General features: G+C 73.8%; 20 protein-coding genes. 9 read left to right on the top strand and 11 right to left on the bottom strand.

From position 1 onward, the window contains the following. Positions 1-25: 25 nt before the first annotated feature. The 3 genes from AB0I79_RS39415 to AB0I79_RS39405 are packed head-to-tail and all read left to right on the top strand — an operon-like array spanning position 26 to position 4006. Positions 26-1234: an oxygenase MpaB family protein gene (locus AB0I79_RS39415; RefSeq protein ID WP_357884716.1), complete on the top strand. Its 1209-nt coding sequence runs from the start codon at positions 26-28 to the stop codon at positions 1232-1234. Further along, on the top strand, positions 1231-3543 hold the full coding sequence (locus AB0I79_RS39410; RefSeq protein WP_357884714.1) for a molybdopterin cofactor-binding domain-containing protein: 2313 nt from the start codon (positions 1231-1233) through the stop codon (positions 3541-3543). The genes AB0I79_RS39415 and AB0I79_RS39410 overlap by 4 nt, the downstream gene beginning before the upstream one ends. Next, positions 3536-4006 carry a (2Fe-2S)-binding protein gene (locus AB0I79_RS39405; protein ID WP_357884712.1) on the top strand — a complete coding sequence of 157 codons (471 nt, stop codon included), beginning with the start codon at positions 3536-3538 and terminating at the stop codon, positions 4004-4006. Before AB0I79_RS39410 ends, AB0I79_RS39405 begins: the two co-directional genes overlap by 8 nt. Before the next feature lie 34 nt (positions 4007-4040). On the opposite strand, the gene AB0I79_RS39400 is transcribed toward AB0I79_RS39405, so the two are convergent. Further along, positions 4041-5189 (bottom strand): acyl-CoA dehydrogenase family protein, encoded by a 1149-nt coding sequence (locus AB0I79_RS39400; protein WP_357884710.1) that lies wholly within the window; start codon positions 5187-5189, stop codon positions 4041-4043. 2 nt (positions 5190-5191) lie between these two features. Next, complete coding sequence (locus tag AB0I79_RS39395; protein ID WP_357884708.1) at positions 5192-6979, bottom strand: AMP-dependent synthetase/ligase; 1788 nt, start codon at positions 6977-6979, stop codon at positions 5192-5194. Positions 6980-7154: 175 nt separating this feature from the next. Between AB0I79_RS39395 and AB0I79_RS39390 the strand changes: the two genes are divergently transcribed. After that, the gene (locus AB0I79_RS39390; protein WP_357884706.1) at positions 7155-8345 is read left to right on the top strand and encodes a TetR/AcrR family transcriptional regulator; all 1191 of its coding nucleotides are present in this window, start codon (positions 7155-7157) and stop codon (positions 8343-8345) included. A gap of 166 nt (positions 8346-8511) precedes the next feature. Here the strand turns inward: AB0I79_RS39390 and AB0I79_RS39385 are convergent, their stop codons facing one another. The 9 genes from AB0I79_RS39385 to AB0I79_RS39345 form a co-directional block, all read right to left on the bottom strand. Beyond that, positions 8512-9165 carry a TetR family transcriptional regulator gene (locus AB0I79_RS39385; protein ID WP_357884704.1) on the bottom strand — a complete coding sequence of 218 codons (654 nt, stop codon included), beginning with the start codon at positions 9163-9165 and terminating at the stop codon, positions 8512-8514. Next, positions 9162-10394, bottom strand: a complete 1233-nt coding sequence (locus AB0I79_RS39380; RefSeq protein ID WP_357884702.1) for a cytochrome P450 — start codon at positions 10392-10394, stop codon at positions 9162-9164. The genes AB0I79_RS39385 and AB0I79_RS39380 overlap by 4 nt, the downstream gene beginning before the upstream one ends. 61 nt (positions 10395-10455) lie before the next feature. Further along, complete coding sequence (locus AB0I79_RS39375; RefSeq protein WP_357884700.1) at positions 10456-11127, bottom strand: TetR family transcriptional regulator; 672 nt, start codon at positions 11125-11127, stop codon at positions 10456-10458. Further along, positions 11124-12326, bottom strand: a complete 1203-nt coding sequence (locus tag AB0I79_RS39370) for a cytochrome P450 (RefSeq protein ID WP_357884698.1) — start codon at positions 12324-12326, stop codon at positions 11124-11126. The genes AB0I79_RS39375 and AB0I79_RS39370 overlap by 4 nt, the downstream gene beginning before the upstream one ends. A gap of 144 nt (positions 12327-12470) precedes the next feature. Next, positions 12471-13340, bottom strand: coding sequence for an alpha/beta hydrolase (locus AB0I79_RS39365; protein WP_357884696.1), 870 nt, complete (start codon positions 13338-13340; stop codon positions 12471-12473). Next, a complete protein-coding gene (locus AB0I79_RS39360; RefSeq protein ID WP_357884694.1) occupies positions 13337-14293 on the bottom strand; it encodes an amidohydrolase family protein in 957 nt (318 codons plus the stop codon). Before AB0I79_RS39360 ends, AB0I79_RS39365 begins: the two co-directional genes overlap by 4 nt. After that, entirely contained in the window at positions 14281-14490 is a 210-nt protein-coding gene (locus AB0I79_RS39355; protein WP_357884692.1) for a DUF1427 family protein, read from the bottom strand. Before AB0I79_RS39355 ends, AB0I79_RS39360 begins: the two co-directional genes overlap by 13 nt. A gap of 11 nt (positions 14491-14501) precedes the next feature. Then, complete coding sequence (locus tag AB0I79_RS39350) at positions 14502-14654, bottom strand: DUF1427 family protein (RefSeq protein WP_357884690.1); 153 nt, start codon at positions 14652-14654, stop codon at positions 14502-14504. Further along, positions 14651-15205 carry a quercetin 2,3-dioxygenase gene (locus AB0I79_RS39345; protein WP_357884688.1) on the bottom strand — a complete coding sequence of 185 codons (555 nt, stop codon included), beginning with the start codon at positions 15203-15205 and terminating at the stop codon, positions 14651-14653. Before AB0I79_RS39345 ends, AB0I79_RS39350 begins: the two co-directional genes overlap by 4 nt. Before the next feature lie 108 nt (positions 15206-15313). On the opposite strand from AB0I79_RS39345, the gene AB0I79_RS39340 reads away from it, so the two are divergent. The 5 genes from AB0I79_RS39340 to AB0I79_RS39320 all read left to right on the top strand — a co-directional run bounded on the left by AB0I79_RS39340 (position 15314) and on the right by AB0I79_RS39320 (position 22482). Further along, positions 15314-15787, top strand: coding sequence for a MarR family winged helix-turn-helix transcriptional regulator (locus tag AB0I79_RS39340; RefSeq protein WP_357884686.1), 474 nt, complete (start codon positions 15314-15316; stop codon positions 15785-15787). 79 nt (positions 15788-15866) lie between these two features. Then, on the top strand, positions 15867-17639 hold the full coding sequence (locus AB0I79_RS39335; protein WP_357884684.1) for an ATP-binding protein: 1773 nt from the start codon (positions 15867-15869) through the stop codon (positions 17637-17639). A gap of 12 nt (positions 17640-17651) precedes the next feature. Beyond that, complete coding sequence (gene sbcD / locus AB0I79_RS39330) at positions 17652-18803, top strand: exonuclease subunit SbcD (RefSeq protein WP_357884682.1); 1152 nt, start codon at positions 17652-17654, stop codon at positions 18801-18803. Further along, entirely contained in the window at positions 18803-21490 is a 2688-nt protein-coding gene (locus tag AB0I79_RS39325) for an SMC family ATPase (protein WP_357884680.1), read from the top strand. The genes sbcD and AB0I79_RS39325 overlap by 1 nt, the downstream gene beginning before the upstream one ends. Beyond that, positions 21487-22482, top strand: a complete 996-nt coding sequence (locus AB0I79_RS39320) for a hypothetical protein (protein WP_357884678.1) — start codon at positions 21487-21489, stop codon at positions 22480-22482. Before AB0I79_RS39325 ends, AB0I79_RS39320 begins: the two co-directional genes overlap by 4 nt.

Raw genomic sequence — 22482 nt, 5'->3', positions numbered from 1 at the left:
AACAGACAGAAAGGAACGGTCGTTCATGGCGGAGCTGAGCAGGCGCAGGATGCTGGTCTCGGGGGGCGCCCTCGGGGCGCTGGGAGCGCTGGCGATGGCGTCCCCCGCGTATGCGTGGACGTGGTCACCCCAGGGCTCGATCGCGGGCGCCGGCGCCGGCGCCGACCCGCGGTGGGTCTGGGACGAGGAGGCCGACGCGCTCCTCGCCTCGCTGCTCGATCGCGGCGCCATCCCCGAGGTCAACCGCCTGTTGTGGAACTGGACCCGCAACGACCAGCCGTTACCCGACGGCCTGCCCGCGGACCTGCGGGACTTCATGGAGCGAGCCCGCAGGCTGCCGTCCTGGGCCGAGCAGGCCAAGCTGGAGCTGGCCGCCCAGTTCAACAAGTCCAGGGGGCTGTACCTCAACCTGTGCAACGGCGTGGGCGGCGGCATGCTGGCCACCGCCATCCCCAACGAGGCCCGCGCGGTCTACTACTCCAAGGGCGGCGCGGACATGGAGGACCGTGTCGCCAAGACCAGCATCTTCGGGTTCGCCGTCGGGGCCCTGAACGCCTACCGGCCCGACGGCACCTGCGTCGTCGAGTGCGTCAAGACCCGGCTGGTGCACGCCGCCGTACGGCACCTGCTGCAGCAGTCGCCCCACTGGGGCGGCGACATCCCGATCAGCCAGGAGGACATGCTCGTCACCTGGCACACGCTGCCGACCTTCGCCATGCGCAAGCTGCTCGAATGGCAGGTCCCGATCAAGGCCGCCGAATCGGCGGCGTACCTGCACGTCTGGCAGGTGACCGCGCACCTGCTCGGCATCAAGGAGGAGTACATCCCCGCCACCTGGGACGCGGCCAACGCCCAGTCGGACCAGATCCTGCCCCGCAACATGGGACCGACGCCCGAGGGCGTGGAGCTGACCGACATCCTGCTGAGCCAGCTCGCCGAGCAGACCAGCCCGCTGAGCGTCAGCCGTCCCCTCTGCAACGCCCTGGCCCGCTACCTGGTCGGCGACCAGGTGGCCGACTGGGACGGCATCCGCCGCGAGCCGGTGTGGGACCCGCTCATCAGGGCCGTCTGGCCCAAGCTGGTCAGGTTCCGCGAAGGGCTCATCCCGCTGCCGCTGGTGCCCGAGACCGCCTGGGTCATCGACGAGGCCGTGCGGCGGTACATCCTGTTCTTCCTCACCAAGGGCAAGGAGACCAAGATCGAGATCCCGACGGCCAACCGTCCGGGCTCATGACCGGATCCAACGGCGGCGCGCCGGAAGAGGCGATCGGGCGGCGGCGGTTCCTCGGCTACGTGGTGGCGGCGCCGACCCTGGTGGCCGCCGCCGAACTCGTCCCGGCGGCGCCGCCCGGCGCCGCCGCCCAGGCGCCGGCGCCGGCGGAGCTGACGGAACTGCTCGACCTCAACGACGTCATGACGGCGGCGGCGCTGCCGACCTCCGCCCTGATCTCGGTCGAGGTGCACCCCGACGGCACGGTGTCGTTCGCGCTGCCGCGGGCCGAGGTGGGACAGGGCATCACCACCTCGACGGCCATGCTGATCGCCGAGGAGCTGGCCGTGCCGCTGGAGCGGGTCCGCGTCACGCTGGCCGACGCCCGGCCGGAGCTGCTGTTCAACCAGCTCACCGGCGGGTCGAACACCACCGTTTCGACGTACGTCCCGATCAGGGTGGCCGCCGCCATCGCCCGTGCCCGGCTGCTGTCGGCCGCGGCGGCCGAGCTCGGCACGCCGGTCGGCGGCCTGACGCTGAAGGCCGGGGTGATCAGCGATCGCTCCGGCAGCGGCATCGACATCGGGGCGCTCGCCGGGAAGGCCGCGAGCACCCGCACCCAGCAGGTGTCGGTGCGGCTCGCGCCGCGCGAGAGCTTCACCGTCATCGGCCGTCCGCACAACCGCCTCGACGCGCGGGACGCGGTGACCGGGCGCAAGAAGTTCACGATGGACCTCGACATCCCGGAGGCCAGCCCGACGATGGTGTGCCGCCCGCCGACCATCAACGGCAAGGTCGGCTCGGTGGCCAACCTCGCCGAGGTACGGGCCATGCCGGGCGTCACCGACGCCGTGGTGATCTCCACCGGGGTGGCGGTGCGCGCGCGGACCTTCGGCCAGTGCATCGACGCCGTACGTGCCCTGCGGGTCTCCTGGAGACCCGGCACCGCGGCGGGCAAGTCCGACGAGAGCGTGTTGCGGGAGCTGCACGCCGCCGAGCTGCCGCTCGGGCTCAGGCCGCCGACCCCGGTCGTCGAAGGCGCGTTCACGTTCTACTTCCGCAGCAACAGCGCCCTGGAGCCCAACTGCGCGATCGCCGACGTGCGGGCCGGCAGCGCCGAGATCTGGTCGGCGCTGAAGTCGCCGATCGTCGCCCAGCAGGCCATCGCCGCCAAGCTCGGCCTGCCGGTCGGCAAGGTCACCGTGCACGTCACCGAGGGCGGCGGCTCGTTCGGGCGCAAGCTGTTCTTCGACGCCGCGCTGGAGGCCGCCGAGGTGTCCCAGAAGATCGGCAAGCCCGTCAAGCTCATGTGGCACCGCGCCGACGACTCCCGCCAGGGCCGCGTCCACCCCATGGCCATCTCGCGGGTCCGCGTCTCCTACCTCGGTGACCGCGTGCTCAGCTACAAGCAGCGGCACACCAGCGTCTCCACCGACCTCGGCCACGGGCTCGGCGAGATCTTCACCGCGCTGGCGGCGCGGCTCCCGGTGGGCGACATCGGCTTCTCGCAGACGTTCTTCCACCTCAGCCAGGCCATGTCCTACGACTTCGGCCTCAGCAGCCGGCTGCTCGCCGAGACGGACAAGAGCTTCAACACCGGCAGCATGCGCAACGTCTACTCGCCCGACGTGACCTGCGCCCGCGAGCTCATCGTCGACCAGCTCGCCGCGCGGATGGGCCGGGACGCCTACCGGTTCCGGCACGACTTCCTGGGCGACGACCGGTCCCGGGCGGTGCTGGCGAAGGTGGCCGAGGCCGGCGGCTGGGGCCGGCCGATGCCGCCCGGCACCGCGCAGGGCATCGCGTTCCACGCCGAGTACAAGTCGGTCAGCGCCTGCCTGGTGGAGATCGACTGCCGGCCCGAGACCGTCGACCGCCCCATCCGCGACGGCGTGGGTGGGCCGCGCGTGACCAAGGCCGTCTTCGCGGTGGACGCCGGCCTGGCCGTCAACCCGCGCGGCCTGGAGGCGCAGATGATGGGCGGCATCATGGACGGCATCGCGCTGGCCCTGACCTCCAGCCTGCACCTGCGCGACGGGTACTTCCTCGAGGCGAGCTGGGACAACTACTTCTACACCCGGCAGTGGAACACCCCGCCGGAGCTGCGGATCATCGTCATGCCCAGCACCTCCGACCAGCCAGGGGGCGCCGGGGAGCTGGGCGTCGCCGCGTCGATGGCGGCGGTCGCCTGCGCGTACGGCCGGGCGACCGGGACGATGCCCACCAGCTTCCCGATCAACCACGGCACGCTCTCCTTCACCCCCAAACCCACCGTCCCGCCCATCCCGCCGTCCCCGGCCGACGGCCTGAACCGAGGAGGGCCGAGTGCCTGAGCACACCTTCCGCGTCAACGGCGAGCAGGTCACCGTGAACGTCACCGACGACGTGCGCCTGCTGTGGGTGCTGCGCGACCTCCTCGGCATCACCGGCCCGAAGTACGGCTGCGGCATCAACGTCTGCAAGGCGTGCACCAGCCACCTCAACGGCAAGGCGGTCAACCCCTGCGCGATCCCCGTCGGGGAGCTGCGGCCCACCGACGAGGTCACCACCATCGAAGGGCTCGCCACAGGCGAGGACCTGCACCCCATGCAGCAGGCCTGGCTCGACCACGACGTCGCCCAGTGCGGCTACTGCCAGCCCGGCCAGATCATGGCCGCCGTGGCGCTGGTCGAGCGGGTCGCCGCCGAAGGCCGCGCGATCACCGACGACGACCTCGACGGCATCCGCAACATCTGCCGCTGCGGCACCTACTTCCGCATCCGCGAAGCCATCAGGGCCGGCGCGCGGAACATGTGAAAGGCGGTGCCCCCCGGCTCCGGGGGGCACCGCCTCAGAGCCCGTAGGACTTGCCGATGATGTCGCGCTGGATCTCGCTGGTGCCGCCGTACACGGTGGACACCACCGTGGAGCGCAGCAGGCGCTCCATGCCGTACTCGGTGGCGTAGCCGTAGCCGCCCATCATCTGCATGCCGTCCAGCGCCAGGGCCTTGGCCAGCTCCGTGGCCTTCAGCTTGGCCATCGACGCCTCGCGCGGCAACATCCGCTCCGGCTCGGCCTCGATCCGCCGCGCCACGTCGTGCACCAGCAGCCGGGTGCACTCCAGTTCGGTGGCGTGGTCGGCGAGCCGGTGCCGCAGCGCCTGGAAGCTGCCGACCGGGCGGCCGAACTGCCGGCGCTCGCGTACGTAGGCCACCGTGTCGTCGAACACCCGGCGCGCGGTGCCCAGCATCAGCCCGGCCAGGATCATCCGCTCCAGGTTCAGGCCCGCCATGAGCTGCCGCCAGGCCTGGCCGACCTGGCCGACCACCGCGTCGCCCGGCAGGAAGCAGTCGGTGAGGTAGAGGTCGTTGACCTCCCGGCCGCCCATCGTCTCGATGCCGCGCACCACGAGCCCGCCGGCCCCGGCCGGCACCGAGAACATGGTGAGCCCGTCGTGCCGGTCGCCGGACGTGGACGTGCGCGCGACGAGCAGGATGTGCTCGGCGAGGTGCGCGTTGGAGCACCACGTCTTCTGGCCGTTGATCACCCAGCCGCCGTCCCGGGGCTCGGCCCTGCACGCCAGCGCGGCCACGTCGGAGCCGGCGTCGGGCTCCGACATCGACACCGCCAGCACCTTGCCGCGCAGGAAGTCGCCGAGCACGCGGCGTTTCTGCTCCTCGCTGCCGAACTTCTCGTAGGAGGCGGCGGTGATGGCGGACGTGGCGAACCCGCCGATCGGCACCTGCCAGTAGGCGGTCGTCTCCAGGAACAGCAGCAGGTCGACCATGCTCTGGCCGGCGCCGCCGTACTGCTCGGGCACGGCCACGCCCAGCCAGCCGAGCCCGGCCATCTTCCCGTACAGCTCGGCGTTGTGCGGCTCCGCGCCGCCGTCGGTCAGCTTCAGCCACTGCTCGCGGGTGCCCGCCTCGCGCCGGCAGAAGTCCTCGATCGCGGCCACGAAGTCACGCCGCTCATCGGTCAGGGTCAGGGTCAAGGTCAAGGTCACGAACCTTCCGCGTAGAGTTCCTCGATCACCTCGGCGTAGCGCCGCTCGATCACGCGCCGCCGCAGCTTCAGCGAAGGGGTGAGCTCCCCGCCCGCCGGGCTCCACGCGTGGTCGAGGACGCGGAACGCCTTCACCTGCTCGGGCCGTGACAACGCCGCGTTCGCCCGCTCGACGGCGGCCGTCACCTCCTCCAGCACGCGCGGCTCCGCCGCCAGCTCCTTCAGCTCCACGGCGGCCAGGCCCTGGGCGGCGGCCCAGGCGGGCGCGGCCTCCTCGTCCAACATCAGCAACGCCGTCAGGTACGGCCGGCGATCGCCCACCACGACCGCGTAGCCGATCAGCGGGTGCGCCCGCAGCAGCGACTCGACCGCGCTCGGCGCGATGTTCTTGCCGCTCGAGGTGATGATCATCTCCTTCTTGCGGTCGACGATCCGCAGCAGCCCGTCCTCGTCGAACCGGCCGATGTCGCCGGTCGCCAGCCAGCCGTCCGCGTCCACCACCGGCTCGATCCGCCCGTCCTGCCGGAGGTAACCGGGGAACACCAGCGGCCCGCGCACCAGGACCTCGCCGTCCTCGGCCAGCCGGACCTCCATCCCCGGCATGGGCAGGCCGACCGTGCCGGCCCGGTAGCGGTCAGGGAACGTGCTGGTGGCCGCGCCCGTGGTCTCGCTGAGCCCCCACACCTCCATGATCGTCATGCCGAGGCTGCCGAAGAACTCCAGCACCTCGGCGGGGACGGGTGCGGCGCCGCTGCCCAGCCGGGCCGCCTCGGCCAGCCCGATCCGCTCCCGCAGCGGGCGCAGCACCGCCCGGTCGGCGCGCTCCAGCGCCCCGGCGAGCTCGCCGGGCAGGGGAGCGCCGGTGGCGCGGATCCGGTACGCCTCGGCGGCCAGCTCCCTCGCCCGGCCGACCGCGTCGCGGGCGTCGCCGTCCAGACCGGACAGCGCCTGCTGTAACCCGGCCGCGAACTTCTCCCACACGCGCGGCACGCCGAAGAACGCCTGCGGCCGCACCCCGGTCAGCGTGGCGAGCAGCCGGGTGGAGTCGGCGCAGATCGTCACGTGCCCCGCGGTGTAGAGCGGCAGGTAGATGCCGAGCACCCGCTCGGCGATGTGGGCGAGCGGCAGGTACGCGACCGTCCTGGGATGCGGGGGCGCCGGCTGGACCAGCTCCTGGAGCGCGCACTGGTAGAGCACGTTGCGATGGGACAGCACCACCCCCTTCGGGTCGCCGGTCGTGCCGGAGGTGTAGATCATCGCCACCGGGTCGTCCTGGCCGGCCGCCACGCCGGCGGGCTCGCCGGGCCCGGCCGCCAGCAGATCGGCGTAGCTCGTGCGGGCGCCGCCCGCCTCCTCCACCACCACGACGCCCTTCAACGCGGGCATCCCGGCCAGCGCGAGCTCCCAGCGCGCCAGCTCGGCCGGGCCCTCCAGCACGACCACGCCGGCCCCGCTGTGCACGGCGACCTGCCGGATCTGCTCCGGGCTCAGCGTCGCGTACGTCGTGCACGGGATCGCGCCCAGCTCGACCGCGGCCAGGTCGACGACCCAGTGCTCCGGGCGGCTCGACATGCCGATGAGCATGCGCTCGCCGCGCCGCAGCCCCAGCGCCCGCAGCCCGTTTGCCGCGGCCTGCACCCGCTCGTACAGCTCCCGCCAGGTCCAGGTGATCCCGTCGGCTCCGGTCAGCGCGGGCAGCCCGCCGTGCTCGTCGGCGTTGCGCCGCAGCAGCTCCGGCACCGTGTGCGCCCCGACCGCCGCGCGCACGTCCTCCTCCGTCACCATCGAACGCTCCCTTCGCCTGGGCACTGAGCGCACCCATCAGAACCCGAACATCGTTCTACTGTCAATGCATCCGAATCACTACTTACTTATTTTCTTATTTATCCAGCTAGAAGCATTGTCACGATCTGATAGAGGACGATTCCCCGGTCACCGCACGGCTCGCTACACTCGGACGGTGCCGACCACCCAGCGCCGCAGACCCAGGGACCGCAAGGAGACGATCGCGCTCGTCGCCGCGGAGCTGTTCTGCGCCCGCGGCTACCACAACGTCGGCATCGAGGACATCGCCCAGGAGATCGGCGTCACCGGCCCGGCGATCTACCGGCACTTCCCGAACAAACAGGCCGTGCTCGCCGCGGCCGTCAAGGAGCTGGGCCTGCGCTTCGCGGAGTGCGTGCGCTCCGGCGCGCACGAGGCCGCCCCCGCCGACCGGCTGCACGCCGCCCTGCTGGCGCTGGTCCGCTACACCCTGGACAGGCGCGCCGTGGCGCGGCTCTACCAGTGGGAAGGCCGCCATCTCGAGGCCGCGGAGCGGGCGGCGCTGGCGGCACCGTTCGACGGCGCCGTGCGCACGCTGCGCGAGCTGCTGCTGCAGGCCCGCCCCGGGCTCGCCGGACAGGATGCCGCGCTGCTGATCTCCGCGACGCTGAGCGTGATCGCGAGCCCCGCCACGCACCGCGCGAGCCTGTCCAGGGCCAAGGCCGAGCGTACGCTCCTCGACGGCGTCGCCGTCCTCATCGACGCGGACCTGCCCGCGCCGCCGCCCCAGGCGTCGCCGCGGGGTCACCAGCCGGACCGGTTCGCCCTGCTGCCCCGCCGCGAGCGGCTGCTCGCCGAGGCGATCCGGCTGTTCCGCGAACGCGGCTACCACCAGGTGAGCATCTCCGACATCGGCCAGGCCGCCGGGATCAACGCCTCCAGTGTCTACACGCACTTCGCGAGCAAGGCCGAGCTGCTGGCCGCCGCGTACTACCGGGCCACCAGCCGCCTGGAGCACACGACGGCCGCCGCGCTCGCCGATGCGGGCACGCCGGCCCAGGCCCTGGGCCGGCTGATCGACGCCTACGTCGGGACCACCTTCGCCCAGGCCGACCTGGCCGCCGTCTATCTCTCGGAGAGCGAGAACCTGCCCCCGGCCGACCTGCGGCGGCTACGCGCCGCCCAGCGGCGGCACGTCGACACCTGGACCGGGCTGGTCGCCCAGGTCCGCCCCGGGGAAGGGCCGTCCGGGATCCGCTTCAGAACGCACGCGGCGCTGAACATCGTGAGCGACCTCGCCCGCTCCGCCGGCCCGTCGGCGACCGAGGCGCGCACCGCCGCGCTGCTCCGGCCGCTGCTGGGCCTGCCGGTGCCGGATCAGTCGTGAAGGGATCCGCCGCCGTCGATCGACCACGTCTGGCCGTTGACCCACCCGGCGTCGTCCGGCAGCGGGAACGCCGCCGCGACCGCGGTGCCGCCGGCGGCGGTGATCCGCTAGGCGGTGGCCTCGGCGCCGGCGGCCACGACGATCCGCTTGCCGTTCAGTCCGCGCATCAGTGATCCGTTCTCGTGGTGGAGGGGGCCAGCCAGAGGCCGGTCAGGGCGTCGATGAGGCCGGTCGCGGCGGCGTCCCAAGTGGTGCTCGCGGTCGGCTCGCCCTCGTTCAGGGCGCGCTCCCGCTCGGCCAGCGCGTGTACCAGCAGCAGCCGGGACATGCCGGCGCGCTCCTGGCGTACCTGTTCGGGCAGGCCGGGCAGCAGGCGGAGCATGCCGTCGAGGGTGGCGCGCATGGAGGGGGTGGCGGCGGACTCGTCGATGACGATCTGCCGCAGGGCGGGCACGGTGTTGATCTGCGCCATGCACTGGGCCCGACGGCTCGCCACGCCGAGCGCGTCGAGGTGGTCGGTGGCGGGCCGGACCAGGCAGGACACCCAGTCGCGCAGGTCGCCGGAGGCGCCGATCTCCTCCAGCAGCCGCAGCCGCCGCTCCTCCAGCTCCACGGTGTAGCGGCGGACGAGCGCCCGCACCAGGCCCGCCTTGGTGCCGAAGTGGTAGCCGACGGCGAAGTGGTTGCCCTGCCCGGCCGCCTCGCTGATCTGCCGGTTGGACACCTCGCCGACGCCGTGCGCGGCGAACAGGCGCTCGGCGGCGTCGAGGATGGCCTCGCGGGTCTCGTGGGCCCGCTCGGCCCTGGTGGCCGGGCTCACCACCGGACCGGGACCCGCTCCAGCCCGCCCACGATGAGGCCCTCGCGGCGCCGCAGCTCGACGGTGGGGACGGCCAGCTCCAGCGCAGGCAGCTTGTCGAGCAGCACCTTCAGCACGGTCTGCAGCTCGGTGCGGGCCAGCGCCTGGCCGATGCAGGAGTGCGGGCCCGCGCCGAAGGCCAGGTGCGGGTTCGGCGAGCGGTCCAGGCGCATCTCGCCGGCCGCCTCGAACTGCCGCTCGTCGCGGTTGGCCGAGGCCATGCTGCAGATCACGGTGGTGCCGCCCGGCAGCTTCTCGCCCGCGACCTCGACCTCCTCGCTGAGGTAGCGGGGCATGCCGAAGCCGGGGTTGGCGTCGAAGCGCAGCGCCTCCTCCGCCGCCGTGCGGATCAGCGCGCGGTCGGCCAGCAGCGCCTCCCACCGCGTGCGGTCGGCAAGCAGCATCGCCACCATCTTGCCGATCATGTTGGCGGTGGTCTCGTGCCCGGCCACCAGCAGGCCCTTGGCGGTGCCCAGCATGAGCTGCTCGGTCAGCCGCCCGTCCAGGCCCTCCACCATCGCCAGCAGCTCGCTGATCAGGTCGTCGCCCGGCTCGGCCCGCTTGGCCGCCACCAGCGCGACGAGGTAACCGTCGAACTCGGCCTGGGCGGTGTCGATCTCCTCCTGGCCGTACCTCGTCATGCTGAGCATGGTGTCCGACCAGTGCGCGAACTTCTCGCGGTCGGAGTCGGGCACCCCGAGCAGGTCGCAGATGGCCCACACCGGCAGCGGGAAGCCCACGTTGCCCACCAGGTCGGCCGGCGCCCCCTCGGCCGCCATCCGCTCGACCAGCTCCACCGCCATGGCCTCGATCCTGGGCTGCATCGCCATGACCCGCTTGGCGGTGAACGCCTTGCCCACCAGCTGCCGCCAGGCCCGGTGCTCCTCGCCGCTCATGCTGCTGCCGCCGCTGCCGAACACGCCGCCGGACTCGTTGGCGGTCACCCGGGCGGCGTCCGGCGCGTCGAGCTGGCGGGTGAAGCGCGGGTCGGACAGGACCTGCTTGACGTCGTCGTAGCGGGTCAGCAACAGCGCCTGGTCACCGCTGGCCAGCCGGATCGGGGCGATCGGGCAGCCGCCGCGAAGCTCGGCCCACTCCTGCGGCGGCTCCAGCGCGGTGGGGTTGGCGAACGGGTAGTGCGGAACCTGCTCGACGGTCACGTGGTCTCCAGAGAAGTAGGTTGCGCACATCTAAGCCAACCCGCTTAATTAAGTCAATCGACTTGATCAGAAGCGCGGGCCGAGGGCGCGCTCAGCGGCCACGCCGCGCCGGCGCTCCGGCCGTTGCTTCCAGCGCGCCGGCGAGCCCGCTGATCGCCGTGACGAGGTCGTCGCCGAGCCGGCGCCAGGCCGTGGCGGCGACGCCGGCGTCCGGCTGCTCCCGCGCCAGCTCCATCTCCAGCTCGGCCGACATGTGCACGATGAGCTGGCGCGTCATGTCCTTCCCGCGGGCGGTGAAGCGGCCCGCGGCGGCGGCGGCGTCGTGCAGGCGGCGCAGCGACGGCGTGTCCAGGTGCGCCCGCACGGCGTACTCGCGCAGCGCCGGCTCCACCGTGACCTGGGCGAGGAACCGCCCGTACCAGGAGGGCACGCCGAGCTCGATGTGGTGCTCGATGCGCGGCAGCACGATGCAGCCGATCCGCTCCCGCAGCGGCAGGCGTTCCGGATCGCCGAGCCGGGCCGTCATCGCCAGCCGGTGCCGCTCGATCGCCTCGGCGTGCTCGGCCAGGATCGCCTTGATGAGGTCGTCCCGGCCGGAGAAGTGGTACTGCACCGCGGACTTGTTGCGCTGCCCCGCGGCCTCGCCGATCTGCCGCAGGGACACCGCGGCGAGCCCCCGGGTGGCGTACAGCCGCTCCGCCGTGTCCATGATCAGGCTTCTGGCCACGAGCGAGCGCGCCGCCGCCACCCGGGGCGCGGTCACCAGGTGACCCAGACGTTCTCCAGGCCGCCGGACAGCAGCCCCTTGCGCAGGCGCAGGCCGTCCACGCCGTCGCGCAGGGCGAGGGTGGGCAGGCGGCGGGTGAGCGTGCCGAGTACGACCTGCAGCTCCAGGCGGGCCAGCGGCTGGCCCAGGCAGTAGTGCGCGCCCGCGCCGAACGACAGGTGCTGGGCGGCGTTGGGCCGGCGCGGGTCGAACCGCTCGGGCTCGTCGAACCTGCTCGGGTCCCGGTTGGCGGCGGGGCGGCACGGGATGACGGTGGACCCGGCCGGCACCCGCGCGCCGCCGAGATCGGCGTCCTCGGCCGCGACCCGGGGGAAGCCGATCACGCTGAGCGTGGTGTCCAGGCGCAGGACCTCCTCCACGGTGCCCTGGACGAGCGCCGGGTCGTCGATCACCGCCTGGTAGCGCTCGCGCTCCGACAGCAGCATCGCCGCCATGATGGCGATCATGTTGGAGGTGGTCTCGTGGCCGGCCAGCAGCAGCGCCCGCACGGTCGCGATGAGCTCCTGGTGGCTGAGCCGGCCGTCCTCGCTGTCGGAGATCTGGGTCAGCTCGCTCAGCAGGTCGTCGCCCGGGTCGGCGCGCCTGGCGGCCACCAGGTCGGAGACGTAGGAGTCGAACTCGCGGTAGGCCTGCTCCACCTCCTCCTGGCCGTAGCGGGTCAGCGTGAGCATGACCTGCGACCAGTGGGCGAACCTGTCCTGGTCCCCGCTGGGCGCGCCGACCAGGGCGCAGATGACGCGGACCGGCAGCGGCAGGGCGAGCCGGGCAGACAGGTCGGCCGGGGAGCCCGATGCGAGCAGGTTGTCGACGAGTTCGTCGGTCATCGCCTGCACGCGGGGCCGCCAGGCCTCCATCTTCTTGATGGTGAAGGAGCGGCCGAGCAGCCGCCGCCACCGCAGGTGACCCTCGCCCTCCCGCATGTCGGTGCCCGACGCGGCGCGGTTGAAGATGCCGCCGTCCTGGGTGGTCGCGACCCGGGCGGCGCCGGGGCCGCCGCGGTGGAAGCGCGGGTCGGTGAGCGCGGTGCGCACGTCGTCGTAGCGGGTGAGCAGCCGGGCGGTGTCGCCGCTGGGCAGCCGCACGGGCGCGACCGGGCAGCGGTCGCGCAGGTCGGCCCACTCGCGGGGCGGCTCCAGCGTGGTGTCACGGTCGAAGGGATAGTCCGGCAAGGTCATCGCGGCCCCCAGGTCATTGACAACTCGCCCCAACTTTAAGGCGGTCGCCTTAGTAAGGCCAGGGTCTCGGCCGGATTTCGCCGTGCGGGCTTGGTCGCGGCGAGGGGCAGGGTCTCAGCCTGATCTCGCGCTGCAGGCGTTGGGTCAGGGTCTCGGGCCGAGGTGGGCTCGGGCCGCGGCGAAGGCCAGGGTGCGGGCGAAGCACTCCTCGACGGCCGCCTCGTCCGCGCCGACCCACAGGTGGTCCGCCTGCTCGACGAGATGCAGCTCGGCGGGCACGCCGGCCTGCCGCAGGGCGGTGGCGAGCCGTACGGACTGGTCGCAGGGGATGATCGTGTCGCCGGCACCGTGCAGGAGCAGGAACGGCGGGGCCTGCGGGGTGACGTGCGCGACGGGACTGGCGTCGCGGGCCCGTGCCGGGTCGGCGGCCGGGGCGGCGCCGAGCATGCGGGCCTCGAAGGTGCCGGGGTCGGTGGCGGTGGTGTCCAGTTCGGCGGGCGCGTACCAGGTGACGCAGCCCACCACCCCGGCGGGACGGGTGAGCGCGGTCAGCGCGGCCACGTGGCCGCCGGCGGACTCGCCCCACAACACCGTGCGGCCGGGGTCGAGGCCCAGCTCGCCCGCCCGCGTGCGCAGCCACGCCAGGGCGGCAGCCACGTCGTCGCGCTGCGCCGGATGGCGGGCCTCGCCGCTGAGCCGGTAGCCGGGGCAGGCGACCGCGAACCCGGCCGCGGCCAGCCGGGCGAACGGCCCCGGCCGCCACGCCCGGAAGCGCGGCCCCGGATCGTCGCGCAGACCGGTACGCCACGCGCCGCCGTGCACGAAGACCACGACCGGCAGCGGCTCCGCGGCCTCCTCGGGCAGCCAGAGATCGAGCTCCAGCGGCCGCCCTCCGTCGGGCACGCCGTAGACGGCGCCGCGCAGCAGCCGCACCCCGGGCGCCGGGAAGGCGGGGTGGGGGAGGGGCAGCACGGCGGGGTCGGGCGGCGCGAGCAGCTCCACGGGAAAGCTCATCGGGCACCGCCTTCTCCGAGCAGGGCGCGGGCGTTGGCCGTGGTCAGGGACGGCCACGTCTCGCCCTCGACGGGGGAGGGGGCGGCGGCGAAGGCGCGGGCGTGCTCGGCGGCGGCCTCGGCGGGCGTCCAGCAGTAGTCGCTGCCGTAGAGCACCCGCGCGGGGTCGGCCAGGCTCAGCAGCGCGGGGAGCTGGCGCGGGAGGGCCGGCCCCGCGGTGTCGTAGTAGAGCCGCCGCAACTGCGCGACCGCGTCCGGAGCCTGCCGGTCGCCCGGCGCGAACAGCCGCATGAACCCGTTGATCCGGTCGGCGAGCACCGGGAGCGCGCCCCCGCAGTGCGGCACGATCACCCGCAGCCCCGGATGGCGCTCCAGCGTGCCCGCGAACAGCAGGTCGGTGACCGACCGGGCGGTGTCGAAGACGAACTCGATCATGGGCCGGGGCCGCCCCAGCGCCGACCGCTCCCAGCAAACCGGCGAGGTGGGATGCACGAACACCACGGCCCCGCGGCGGCCCAGCTCGGCGAAGACCGGTTCGAACCGGGCGTCACCGAGGTAGGCGCCGTGGGCGTTGCTCTCCAGCACGACGCCGTCGGCGTGCAGCACGTCGAAGGCGTACGCGAGCTCCTCCAGCGCCCCCTCGACGTCCGGCAGCGGCAGCGAGGCGAACAGCCCGAAGCGCCCGGGATGCTCCCGGACCACCCGCGCCCCGTCCTCGTTCACCTCCCGGGCCAGCCGGCGGGCCGCGGCGTCGTCGCCGAAGTGCACGCCGGGCGAGGACACCGACAGGACGGCCAGCTCGATGCCCGAGCGGTCCATGAGCTCCAGGTGGCCGGCCGCCGACCAGGAGGGCCAGGCGGGCACGCCGTCGGGCAGGTCGTGGCCGGCCCCTCTGGCCTGGCTGACGTAGGAATCGGTGGCGAAGTGGGCGTGGACGTCGATCAGTCCGGACATGTCAGGTCTTCTCCAGAGGTACGCGCGCGGCGGGCGCGGGCGGCGGTGACGGCGCGTTCGCCGATGAGGATGCCGGCCAGGCCGGCCAGCCCGACGAGGGGCGGGGCGGGCGAGGCGACGCCGAGCGCCCAGTAGACGGCGCCCATCAGCAGCCCGGCCGCGAACGCGACGGCCGCCCGCCCGGCGAACCCCTTCACCGGGCCTGCCTTCACAGGGCCCCCAGGGCGGCCTGGCCGAGCAGCATGCCCAGCAGGCCGATCAGGGCGAGCGGCGGCGGGGCGGGCGACCTCACCCGGAGCGCCGCGTACAGGGCTCCGACCAGGACGCCGGCGAGCAGGGCCCTGAGCAGTGGCACGGTCACGCGCGCCACTCGTGATCGGGCAGGAAGCGCACGTCGTAGCGCTGCGGCACGGTGCCGAACCTCTCGGGCGCCGGCACGTACGGCGCGGCGGGCAGGCCGAGCTCGTCGGTGGGCGTGCCGAGTGACTCGAAGAAGCGCTCGAACGTGCCGCCAGGCCCCGCCGCCACGCCGACGATCTGGCTGTGGTGGCGCTCGATGCGGTAGGCGTGCGGGCAGTTCTTGGGCACGAACCCGAAGTCGCCCGAGGTCAGCAGCTTCTCCTGCTGCCGCCCTTCCAGGTCCTCGACGAACAGCCGCACCGCGCCCTGGGTGACGAAGAACACCTCGTACGTGTCCGCGTGCAGGTGCGCCGGGATGATCTTGCCCTGGGGGCCCTCGCAGGTGAAGAAGTTGAAGGTGTTCTCGGTCTGCTCGCCGCCCGCGTAGACCGTGATCAGGTCGCCGAACAGATGGGCCCGGTCGCCCATGCCCTTCTCGACGAAGTACGGCCTGCCGGGGTCCGGCGGGATGGCGGAGCGGGTGCGGTAGGCGGTGGCGTATTCCATGGTCATGCGGGGAAACCTCCAGGTGAGGCGGTATTGTCAGGCTACCTGACAGTAGGAGGGGTGGGAGACTTTGGCAAGACGCCGTACCGACGAGGACTTGGACCGCACACAGACATGACCCAGCCCGCCCGCAACCTGCCGCAGCACCTGGCCGAGGCCAAGCGCTGGTTCGACGAAGGGCTCCTGGCCAGCATGGAGGCCGCGGGCGAGCGCCCGCTGACCATCGCGCAGGCCTGGGTGTTCGCCACGCTCGACGACGCGGGCACCACGGTGTCCGAGCTGGCCCGGCGCATGGGGGTCACCCGGCAGAGCGCCCACCAGGCCGTGCACGGCCTCATCGACGCGGGCCTCATGGAGCAGGTGCCCGACCCGTCCTCCGCGCGCGCCCGGCTGATCCGCACCACCGCCGAGGGGCGGCGGGCGCACGAACTGGCCCAGCGCTGCATCGCCGGCATGGAGGACGTCCTGGCGCGCCGCCTCGGCGAAACGGCGGCCACGGCCCTGCGCGCGGCACTCGAAACGCCCTGGGGAGATCCGCCGCTCGTGACCGCTCCGCCCGGCGGGCACATGCCGGAAACGATCAATTGAACGGGACGAGGAACTTTTTCCCGATAGTTAGGATTCAGCGGAAGGACGAAAGAGAAACCCCTGGGGCGGGAGCGCACTTGTGATCGAAAAGGCGGAGGTGGTGGCTGAAGGGGCCGCCGCGTCGGGAGACGCGATCGGCCGGGTCCTCGGCACTCAGGCCGCCTCGCCTCTGTCGTTCTGGATCGGCCTCGAGCCCGGCCGCGTCGTCCAGCTCGACGACGTGGTGGTGACCAGGCGCGACACGCCCGGCTTCGGGCCGGTGCTGGTCGCGGGGGTGGTCTCGGCGGTCGAGGCCAGGCACGAGGGGGCCGCGTTCGCCTCCGACGTGTTCCTCATCGCCGACGGCGCGCTGCCCGCCGCCGTCGTCGAATGCGCCGAGGTGCGCGTCACCAGGGTCGAGCCGGAGGTGTTCGTCCCGCCGCTGCCCGGCGCGCTCGCCTACCGCGCGCAGGCCGGCGACCGCGACCAGGCGCTCTACTTCGACGTCATGGACCGGCGCATTCCCATGGGGCTGGGCCGCGACGGCCGGCCGATGTACGTGAATTTCGATTTTCTCGACGGCACCCGCGGCGCGCACGTGTCGATCTCCGGCGTTTCCGGAGTGGCGACGAAGACGTCGTTCGCCACATTCCTGTTGTATTCCATTTTCAACTCGGGAGTGCTGGGCGCGGAGGCCGCCAACACCAAAGCGCTGATCTTTTCCGTCAAAGGCGAGGACCTGCTCTTCCTCGACCACGCCAACACTCGCCTCGACGCCGCCGCCCGCGCCCAGTACGACCGTCTCGGCCTGCCCGCCGCCCCCTTCGGCAGCGTCCACGTCTTCGCCCCGCCCCGCCCCGGCGACCCCAACGGCGTGCCCAACGTCCAGGCCAGGACCCGGGCGGTCAGCGCCTACTACTGGACGCTGGCGGAGTTCTGCGCCGAGGAGCTGTTGCGGTTCGCCTTCACCGACGCCGACGACGAGCGGGCCCAGTACTCGCTGCTCGTCGGCCAGGTCGCGGCCCGCCTCCAGTCCTGGGCCGAGCCGGCCGGCGACGGGGGCGCGGTCCGCGTGCGCCGCCCCGACGGCGAGGCGGGCCCGGTCTGCCGCACGTTCGCCGACCTGGTCGACTTCGTCGCCGGGCAGCTCTCCGACGAGGGCGCCCGCGCCGCGTGGACGGGCGCGCCCACCCCGCTCGGCACCGTGAACGCGTTCCTGCGGCGGCTGCGCAGCGCCGTGCGGCCGCTGTCGCCGATCGTCCGCGGCGACCTGCCCGGCGGCAGGCCGCACTCGATCGGCACCTCCGACGCCCAGGTGTCCATCGTGGACCTGCACAACCTGCCCGAGCGGGCCCAGCGCTTCGTCGTCGGCGTGACGCTGCGCGGCGAGTTCTCCCGCAAGGAGAGCGCCGGCACGGCCAGGCCGCTGCTGTTCGTGGTGCTGGACGAGCTGAACAAGTACGCGCCCCGCGAGGGCGAGTCGCCCATCAAGGAGATCCTGCTCGACGTGGCCGAGCGCGGCCGATCCCTGGGCGTGATCCTCATCGGCGCCCAGCAGACGGCCTCCGAGGTCGAGCGCCGCATTGTGGCCAACTGCGCGGTCCGCGTCGCCGGCCGCCTCGACCCGGCCGAGGCCACCCGCCCCGAGTACGGCTGGCTCCCCGCCACCACCAGGGAACGTGCCACGATCGCCCGGCCGGGCACGATGTTCGTGACCCAGCCGGAGATCCCCGTGCCGCTCGCGGTCACCTTCCCGTTCCCCGCCTGGGCCACCCGCCCGGCCGAGGCGGCGCAACCGCCCGCCATCGCCTCACGAGGCGCCGACCCCTTCGCCGGCCTGCCCGGCGCCGACGACGACATCCCTCCCTTTTAAGGACGCTTCGCCGTGAAGATCCTGCACACCGCCGACTGGCACGTCGGCAAGGTACTGAAGGGCCGCTCCCGCACCGACGAGCACCGCGCGGTGCTGCGCGAGCTCGTCACGCTGGCCCGCGAGGAGGACGTGGACGCCGTCATCGTGGCGGGAGACCTCTTCGACACCTCCGCCCCCACCCCCGAGGCGCAGGCGCTGGTGCTGAACGCGGTGCTCGCGCTGCGCGAGGGCGGCCGCGACGTCGTGGTGCTGGCAGGCAACCACGACAACCCGCAGCTCCTGGAGGTGTACCGGCCGATACTCGGCAAGCTCGGCATCCACGTCGTCGGCACGTTCCGCCGCCCCGACCAGGGCGGCACGCTCTCCTTCACGGCCCGCTCGGGAGAGCCGGTGCGGCTGGCCGCGCTGCCGTTCCTGTCGCACCGGTACGTCGTACGCGCCGCCGACGTGCTCGCCGGCACCCCCGCCGAGCACAACCGCGACTACGCCGCCCGCGTCGCCGAGCTCGTCCAGGCACTCACCGCCGGCTTCGAGGCCGGCACCGTCAACCTCGTCACCACCCACGGCACGCTCCCCAGCGGCCGGTTCGGCGGCGGCGAGCGCCGCGCCCAGTCGATCTTCTCCTACTACTTCGAGCCCACCGCGTTCCCCGCCACCACCCAGTACGCCGCGCTCGGCCACCTGCACCGCCGCCAGCAGATCCCCGGCCCCTGCCCCATCTGGTACAGCGGCTCGCCCCTCGCCGTCGACTTCGGCGAGGAGGACAACACGCCGGGCGCGCTGCTCGTCACCGTCGAGCCCGGCCGCCCGGCCGTGGTGCGCGAGGCGGCGATCTCCGCCGCCCGCGCCCTGGCCACCAGGACGGGCACGCTGGAGGAACTGGAGGCCATGGCCGCCGACCTCACCGAGACGTGGCTGCGGGTGATCGTGGCGGACAAGCCCCGGCCAGGGCTGGCCGAGACCGTGCGCGAGATCCTGCCCACGGCGCTGGAGGTGACCGTGCACGAGCGCTTCCAGCCCGTACGCGACCCCCGCCGCACCCCGGCGCCCGGGGCCGCGCGGGGCCCGCGCGAGCTGTTCCGCGACTACCTGTCCGGCGCCGGACGCGACAACGACCAGGTCGCCGCCCTGTTCGACCGGCTCCACGAGGAGGTGACCGGCTGATGCGCCCGCTGAGACTGCACCTGGACGACTTCGGCAGCTTCCGCGAGCCCGTCACGGTCGACTTCTCCGACGTCGACTACTTCGTCCTCGTCGGACCGACCGGCGCGGGCAAGAGCACGCTGATCGACGCCATCTGCTTCGCCCTGTACGGCACCGTGCCGCGCTGGGGCAAGGAGAACGTCATCGCCCACGCCCTGGCCCCGTCCGCCGTCGCCGCCAAGGTGGCGCTGGTCTTCGAGACCGGCGGCCGCAGGTACGCCGTGGTCCGCGCGCTCAAGCGGGACGCCAAGGGCAAGGTGCACACCGCCGAGGCCCGGCTGGAGGAGCTCGTGCCGTCCGTCCCGGCGACGGCCGGGCTGGACGAGCTGATGAGCGCCGTCGCCCGGCCGGTCGCGGAGGGCGCCGCCGTCACCGCCGAGGTCCAGCGGATCACCGGCCTGGAGTACAAGTTCTTCACCCAGTGCGTGGTGCTGCCGCAGGGCAGGTTCGCCGAGTTCCTGCACGCCCAGCCGCGCGAACGGCAGGACCTGCTGGTGCAGCTGCTCGACGCCGACGTCTACGAGCGGGTCAGGCAGCGGGCCGTCCAGGAGGAGAGCGGCGCCGCGCAGGCCGCCACGTTCGCCCGCGAGCGGCTGGCCCGCCTCACCGACGCCGACGAGCCCGCCGAACGGGCGGCCGAGGCCCGGCTGGCCTCGCTGCGCGCTCTCGACGAGCAGGTCAGGGGCGACCTGGACGCCCTCAGGAGCTCGGCCGAGGAGATCCGCCGCCTGGCGGAGGAGCGGGAGGCCGTCCGGCTGCGGGTCACCGCGCTGAGCCGCCTCGCCATGCCGCCGGAGGTGCCCACCCTGGCGGAGAACGTCCGCGCGGCTGCGGGGGAGGTGCGCGATCACGCCGGCGACGTCGAGGCCGCCGAGGCGGAGGAGCAGCGGGCCGAGGACGAGCTGGCCGACCTGGACGATCCCGAGGTGCTGATGGACCTGCTCAGAGCGGTCGAAGAGCACGAACGGGCCGTCGCCGAGCTGCGGGCCGTCGAGGAGCGGGCCGCCCGCACGCGGGCCGAACTCGAACCGCTCGCCGCCCGCGCCCGCACCCTCGACGCCGCGCTCGCCGACGCCGAGGAGGCCAGGGACCGGCTGCGCGACGCCCACGCCGGGGCGGAGCTGGCCCGCCGCCTGGTCGTCGGCCAGGAGTGCCCCGCGTGCCTGCGGCCCGTCGAACGGTTGCCGCACCACCCGGCGGCGGCGGACCTGCGGGCGGCCGAGCGGCACGTCAAGGCGTGCCGCAAGGAGGCGGAGCAGGCGCGCGCCCGCCGCACGGAGGCGGAGGCGGAGACCCGCCACCTCGAACGCACGGCCCGTGAGCTGGCCGACCGCGCCACCCGCACGGCCCGCGAGCTGGCTGACCATGCCACCCATACGGCCCGTGAGCCGGCTGACCGCGCCATCCGCACGGCCCGCGAGCTGGCCGACCATGCCACCCGCACGACTGCCGATCCGGCCGCCCCGGCGGGAGCGGCGTTCGCGGAGCCCGGCCTGCATGGACAGGCCGATCAGCTCGCCGGCGTCGATCGCGACGACCTGGAGGGGCGGCTCGCGGCCGTGCGGGCGGCGGAGCGGCGTGCCGCCAAACTCAGGCAGGCCGCGCGGGACGCCCGGGCGCGGCTCGCCACGGCCAAGCGGCGCGCCGAGGAGCTGACCGGCAGGACCGACCGGCTCTGGCGCGACCTGGAGGCCGCCCGCGACACCGTGGTGCCGCTCGGCGCGCCGCCCCTGGACCGCGACGACCTCCACCACGCGTGGACAGCACTGCTCGCCTGGCGCGCCGGCGCCGCCGACCGGGAACGCGCGGCGCTGGAGGAGCGGGACGAACGCGTCGCCGAGGCCGAACGCCGGGCGCGCACGCTCTGGTCCGCCGTGGTCGCCCGCCTCGCCGAACACGGCGTGGAGGCCTCCGGAACCGCCGCGGAGCCGTCCGCTCCAGGTAAGGCGGGTCCAGGTAAGGCGGCTCCGGGTAGCGCGGCTGCAGGGCAGGTGACTGCAGGGGAGGCGGCCGGGCGGCTCGGGGAGCTCGTGGCGGCGGCGATCGCCCAGGCGCGGGCGCACCTGGCCAGGGTCAGGGAGAACCGCGCCACCGCCAGGGAGCTCGCCGAGCGGGCCACGGCCGAGGAGGAGCGGGCCCGGGTGGCCAAGGAGCTGGCCCAGTGCCTGCGCGCGGACGCGTTCGAGCGCTGGCTCTGCACCGAGGCGCTCGACCTGCTCGTCACCGCCGCCTCCGACACCCTGCGCGAGCTGTCCGACGGCCAGTACGAGCTGGCACTCGGCGCCAGGAACGAGATCGAGGTCATCGACCACGCCGAGGCGGGCATGCGGCGCAACGCCCGCACCCTGTCGGGCGGCGAGACGTTCCAGGCGGCGCTCGCCCTGGCCCTGGCCCTGTCCGACCAGGTGGCGGGGCTGTCGGCGACGGCGGCGCGCAGCCTCGACTCGCTCTTCCTGGACGAGGGCTTCGGCAGCCTCGACCCGGCCACCCTGGACACGGTCGCCGCCACCCTCGAACGCCTGGCCGGCGGGCGCGAGCGCATGGTGGGCGTGGTCACCCACGTGCCCGCGCTGGCCGACCGCATCCCGGTGCGCTTCGAGGTCCGCCGTGACGCCAAAGGATCACACCTGCACAGGGCGACCGCATGACAAGCGCCTTCACCGTGGACCCGTGGGATCCCGGCTACACAGCCGCGCTCCACGCCGAGGCGCTGGCCGAGCTGGACGCCACGAGCGCGCAGCTCGACCTGGACGTCGAGCGGCCCGCCGCCGCGTGGCGCCCGATCATGCCCGACCCCGGCACCCCGCCGCCCGAAGTCCTGCTGATCGCCGACGGGGTCCGCCGGATCGACGCCCGCGTGTGGATGTCCGCGCCCGGCGACCGCGGCCCGACGCCGGGGATCGCCGCGTCCTGCGCCGCCGGGATCGTCCGCTGCGTCCCCGGCATCCCCGCCGAGCCGGTCGCCGTGGAGGTGAGCCGGTCCCTGTTCAGCGCGTCGCCGGACGCGACCGACATCGTGACCACCGCCGGCGGCTACCGCGCCCGCCGCGCGCCGCGCTCCGGCATGGACGACCTGGTCCTGGCGCTCCAGAGCCATCTCGCCCAGCTGGAGGTGGACCTGGCGATCCGGCACAGGGCAGAGGCGGACGAGGACGACCTGCTGCTGGTGGACGGCCCGCTGCGGGGGCGTATGCACCTGCCGCGCACCGTCGGCTACATCAAGACGCACCACACGGCCTACCTGCCGGCGCCGCAGGCCGCCACCGTGTCGCAGCTGCGGCCCGGCGAGCGCACCCCGGTCTTCCTCATGGGCACGAGCTGGCGCCGCCACGCCTGGTACGTGCGGCTGCCCGCGCCCTCCGGCATGCCCTGGGCAGGCGTCGTACGCTGCGAGGCGAGCGCCGACCTGCACCTGGACGCCCTGGTACGGCTGGCCGACTCGGTCACCCAGGCCCTGCCGCCCCTGGCGGGCGTCGGCTACAAGGACCCCCGGGCCCCGCAGAACCTCGTCCCCATCGGCGGCCTGGAGCGGCTGCTGCGCCACCGGCTGGGCGACGCCCGCGTGCTCTACCGGGCCCTGCGCGCCGCCGCCGCCCGGCAGGAACGGACGGCGCCGCGCCCGCCGGTGCCCGTGAGGTGA

Origin of the sequence: Nonomuraea sp. NPDC050202, assembly GCF_040656115.1 — a bacterium.
Lineage (GTDB): Bacteria > Actinomycetota > Actinomycetes > Streptosporangiales > Streptosporangiaceae > Nonomuraea.
Note: the sequence above shows the minus strand (reverse complement) of the source record. Positions and strands in the feature narration are given on the sequence as shown.

Bases quoted from the DNA above. Each gene is read 5' to 3' on its own strand.
- AB0I79_RS39415 (WP_357884716.1), top strand. From the start codon at position 26: ATGGCGGAGCTGAGCAGGCGCAGGATGCTGGTCTCGGGGGGCGCCCTC.
- AB0I79_RS39410 (WP_357884714.1), top strand. From the start codon at position 1,231: ATGACCGGATCCAACGGCGGCGCGCCGGAAGAGGCGATCGGGCGGCGG.
- AB0I79_RS39395 (WP_357884708.1), bottom strand. From the start codon at position 6,979: ATGGTGACGGAGGAGGACGTGCGCGCGGCGGTCGGGGCGCACACGGTG.
- AB0I79_RS39380 (WP_357884702.1), bottom strand. From the start codon at position 10,394: ATGTGCGCAACCTACTTCTCTGGAGACCACGTGACCGTCGAGCAGGTT.
- AB0I79_RS39370 (WP_357884698.1), bottom strand. From the start codon at position 12,326: ATGACCTTGCCGGACTATCCCTTCGACCGTGACACCACGCTGGAGCCG.
- AB0I79_RS39365 (WP_357884696.1), bottom strand. From the start codon at position 13,340: ATGAGCTTTCCCGTGGAGCTGCTCGCGCCGCCCGACCCCGCCGTGCTG.
- AB0I79_RS39360 (WP_357884694.1), bottom strand. From the start codon at position 14,293: ATGTCCGGACTGATCGACGTCCACGCCCACTTCGCCACCGATTCCTAC.
- AB0I79_RS39345 (WP_357884688.1), bottom strand. From the start codon at position 15,205: ATGACCATGGAATACGCCACCGCCTACCGCACCCGCTCCGCCATCCCG.
- AB0I79_RS39340 (WP_357884686.1), top strand. From the start codon at position 15,314: ATGACCCAGCCCGCCCGCAACCTGCCGCAGCACCTGGCCGAGGCCAAG.
- AB0I79_RS39325 (WP_357884680.1), top strand. From the start codon at position 18,803: ATGCGCCCGCTGAGACTGCACCTGGACGACTTCGGCAGCTTCCGCGAG.
- AB0I79_RS39320 (WP_357884678.1), top strand. From the start codon at position 21,487: ATGACAAGCGCCTTCACCGTGGACCCGTGGGATCCCGGCTACACAGCC.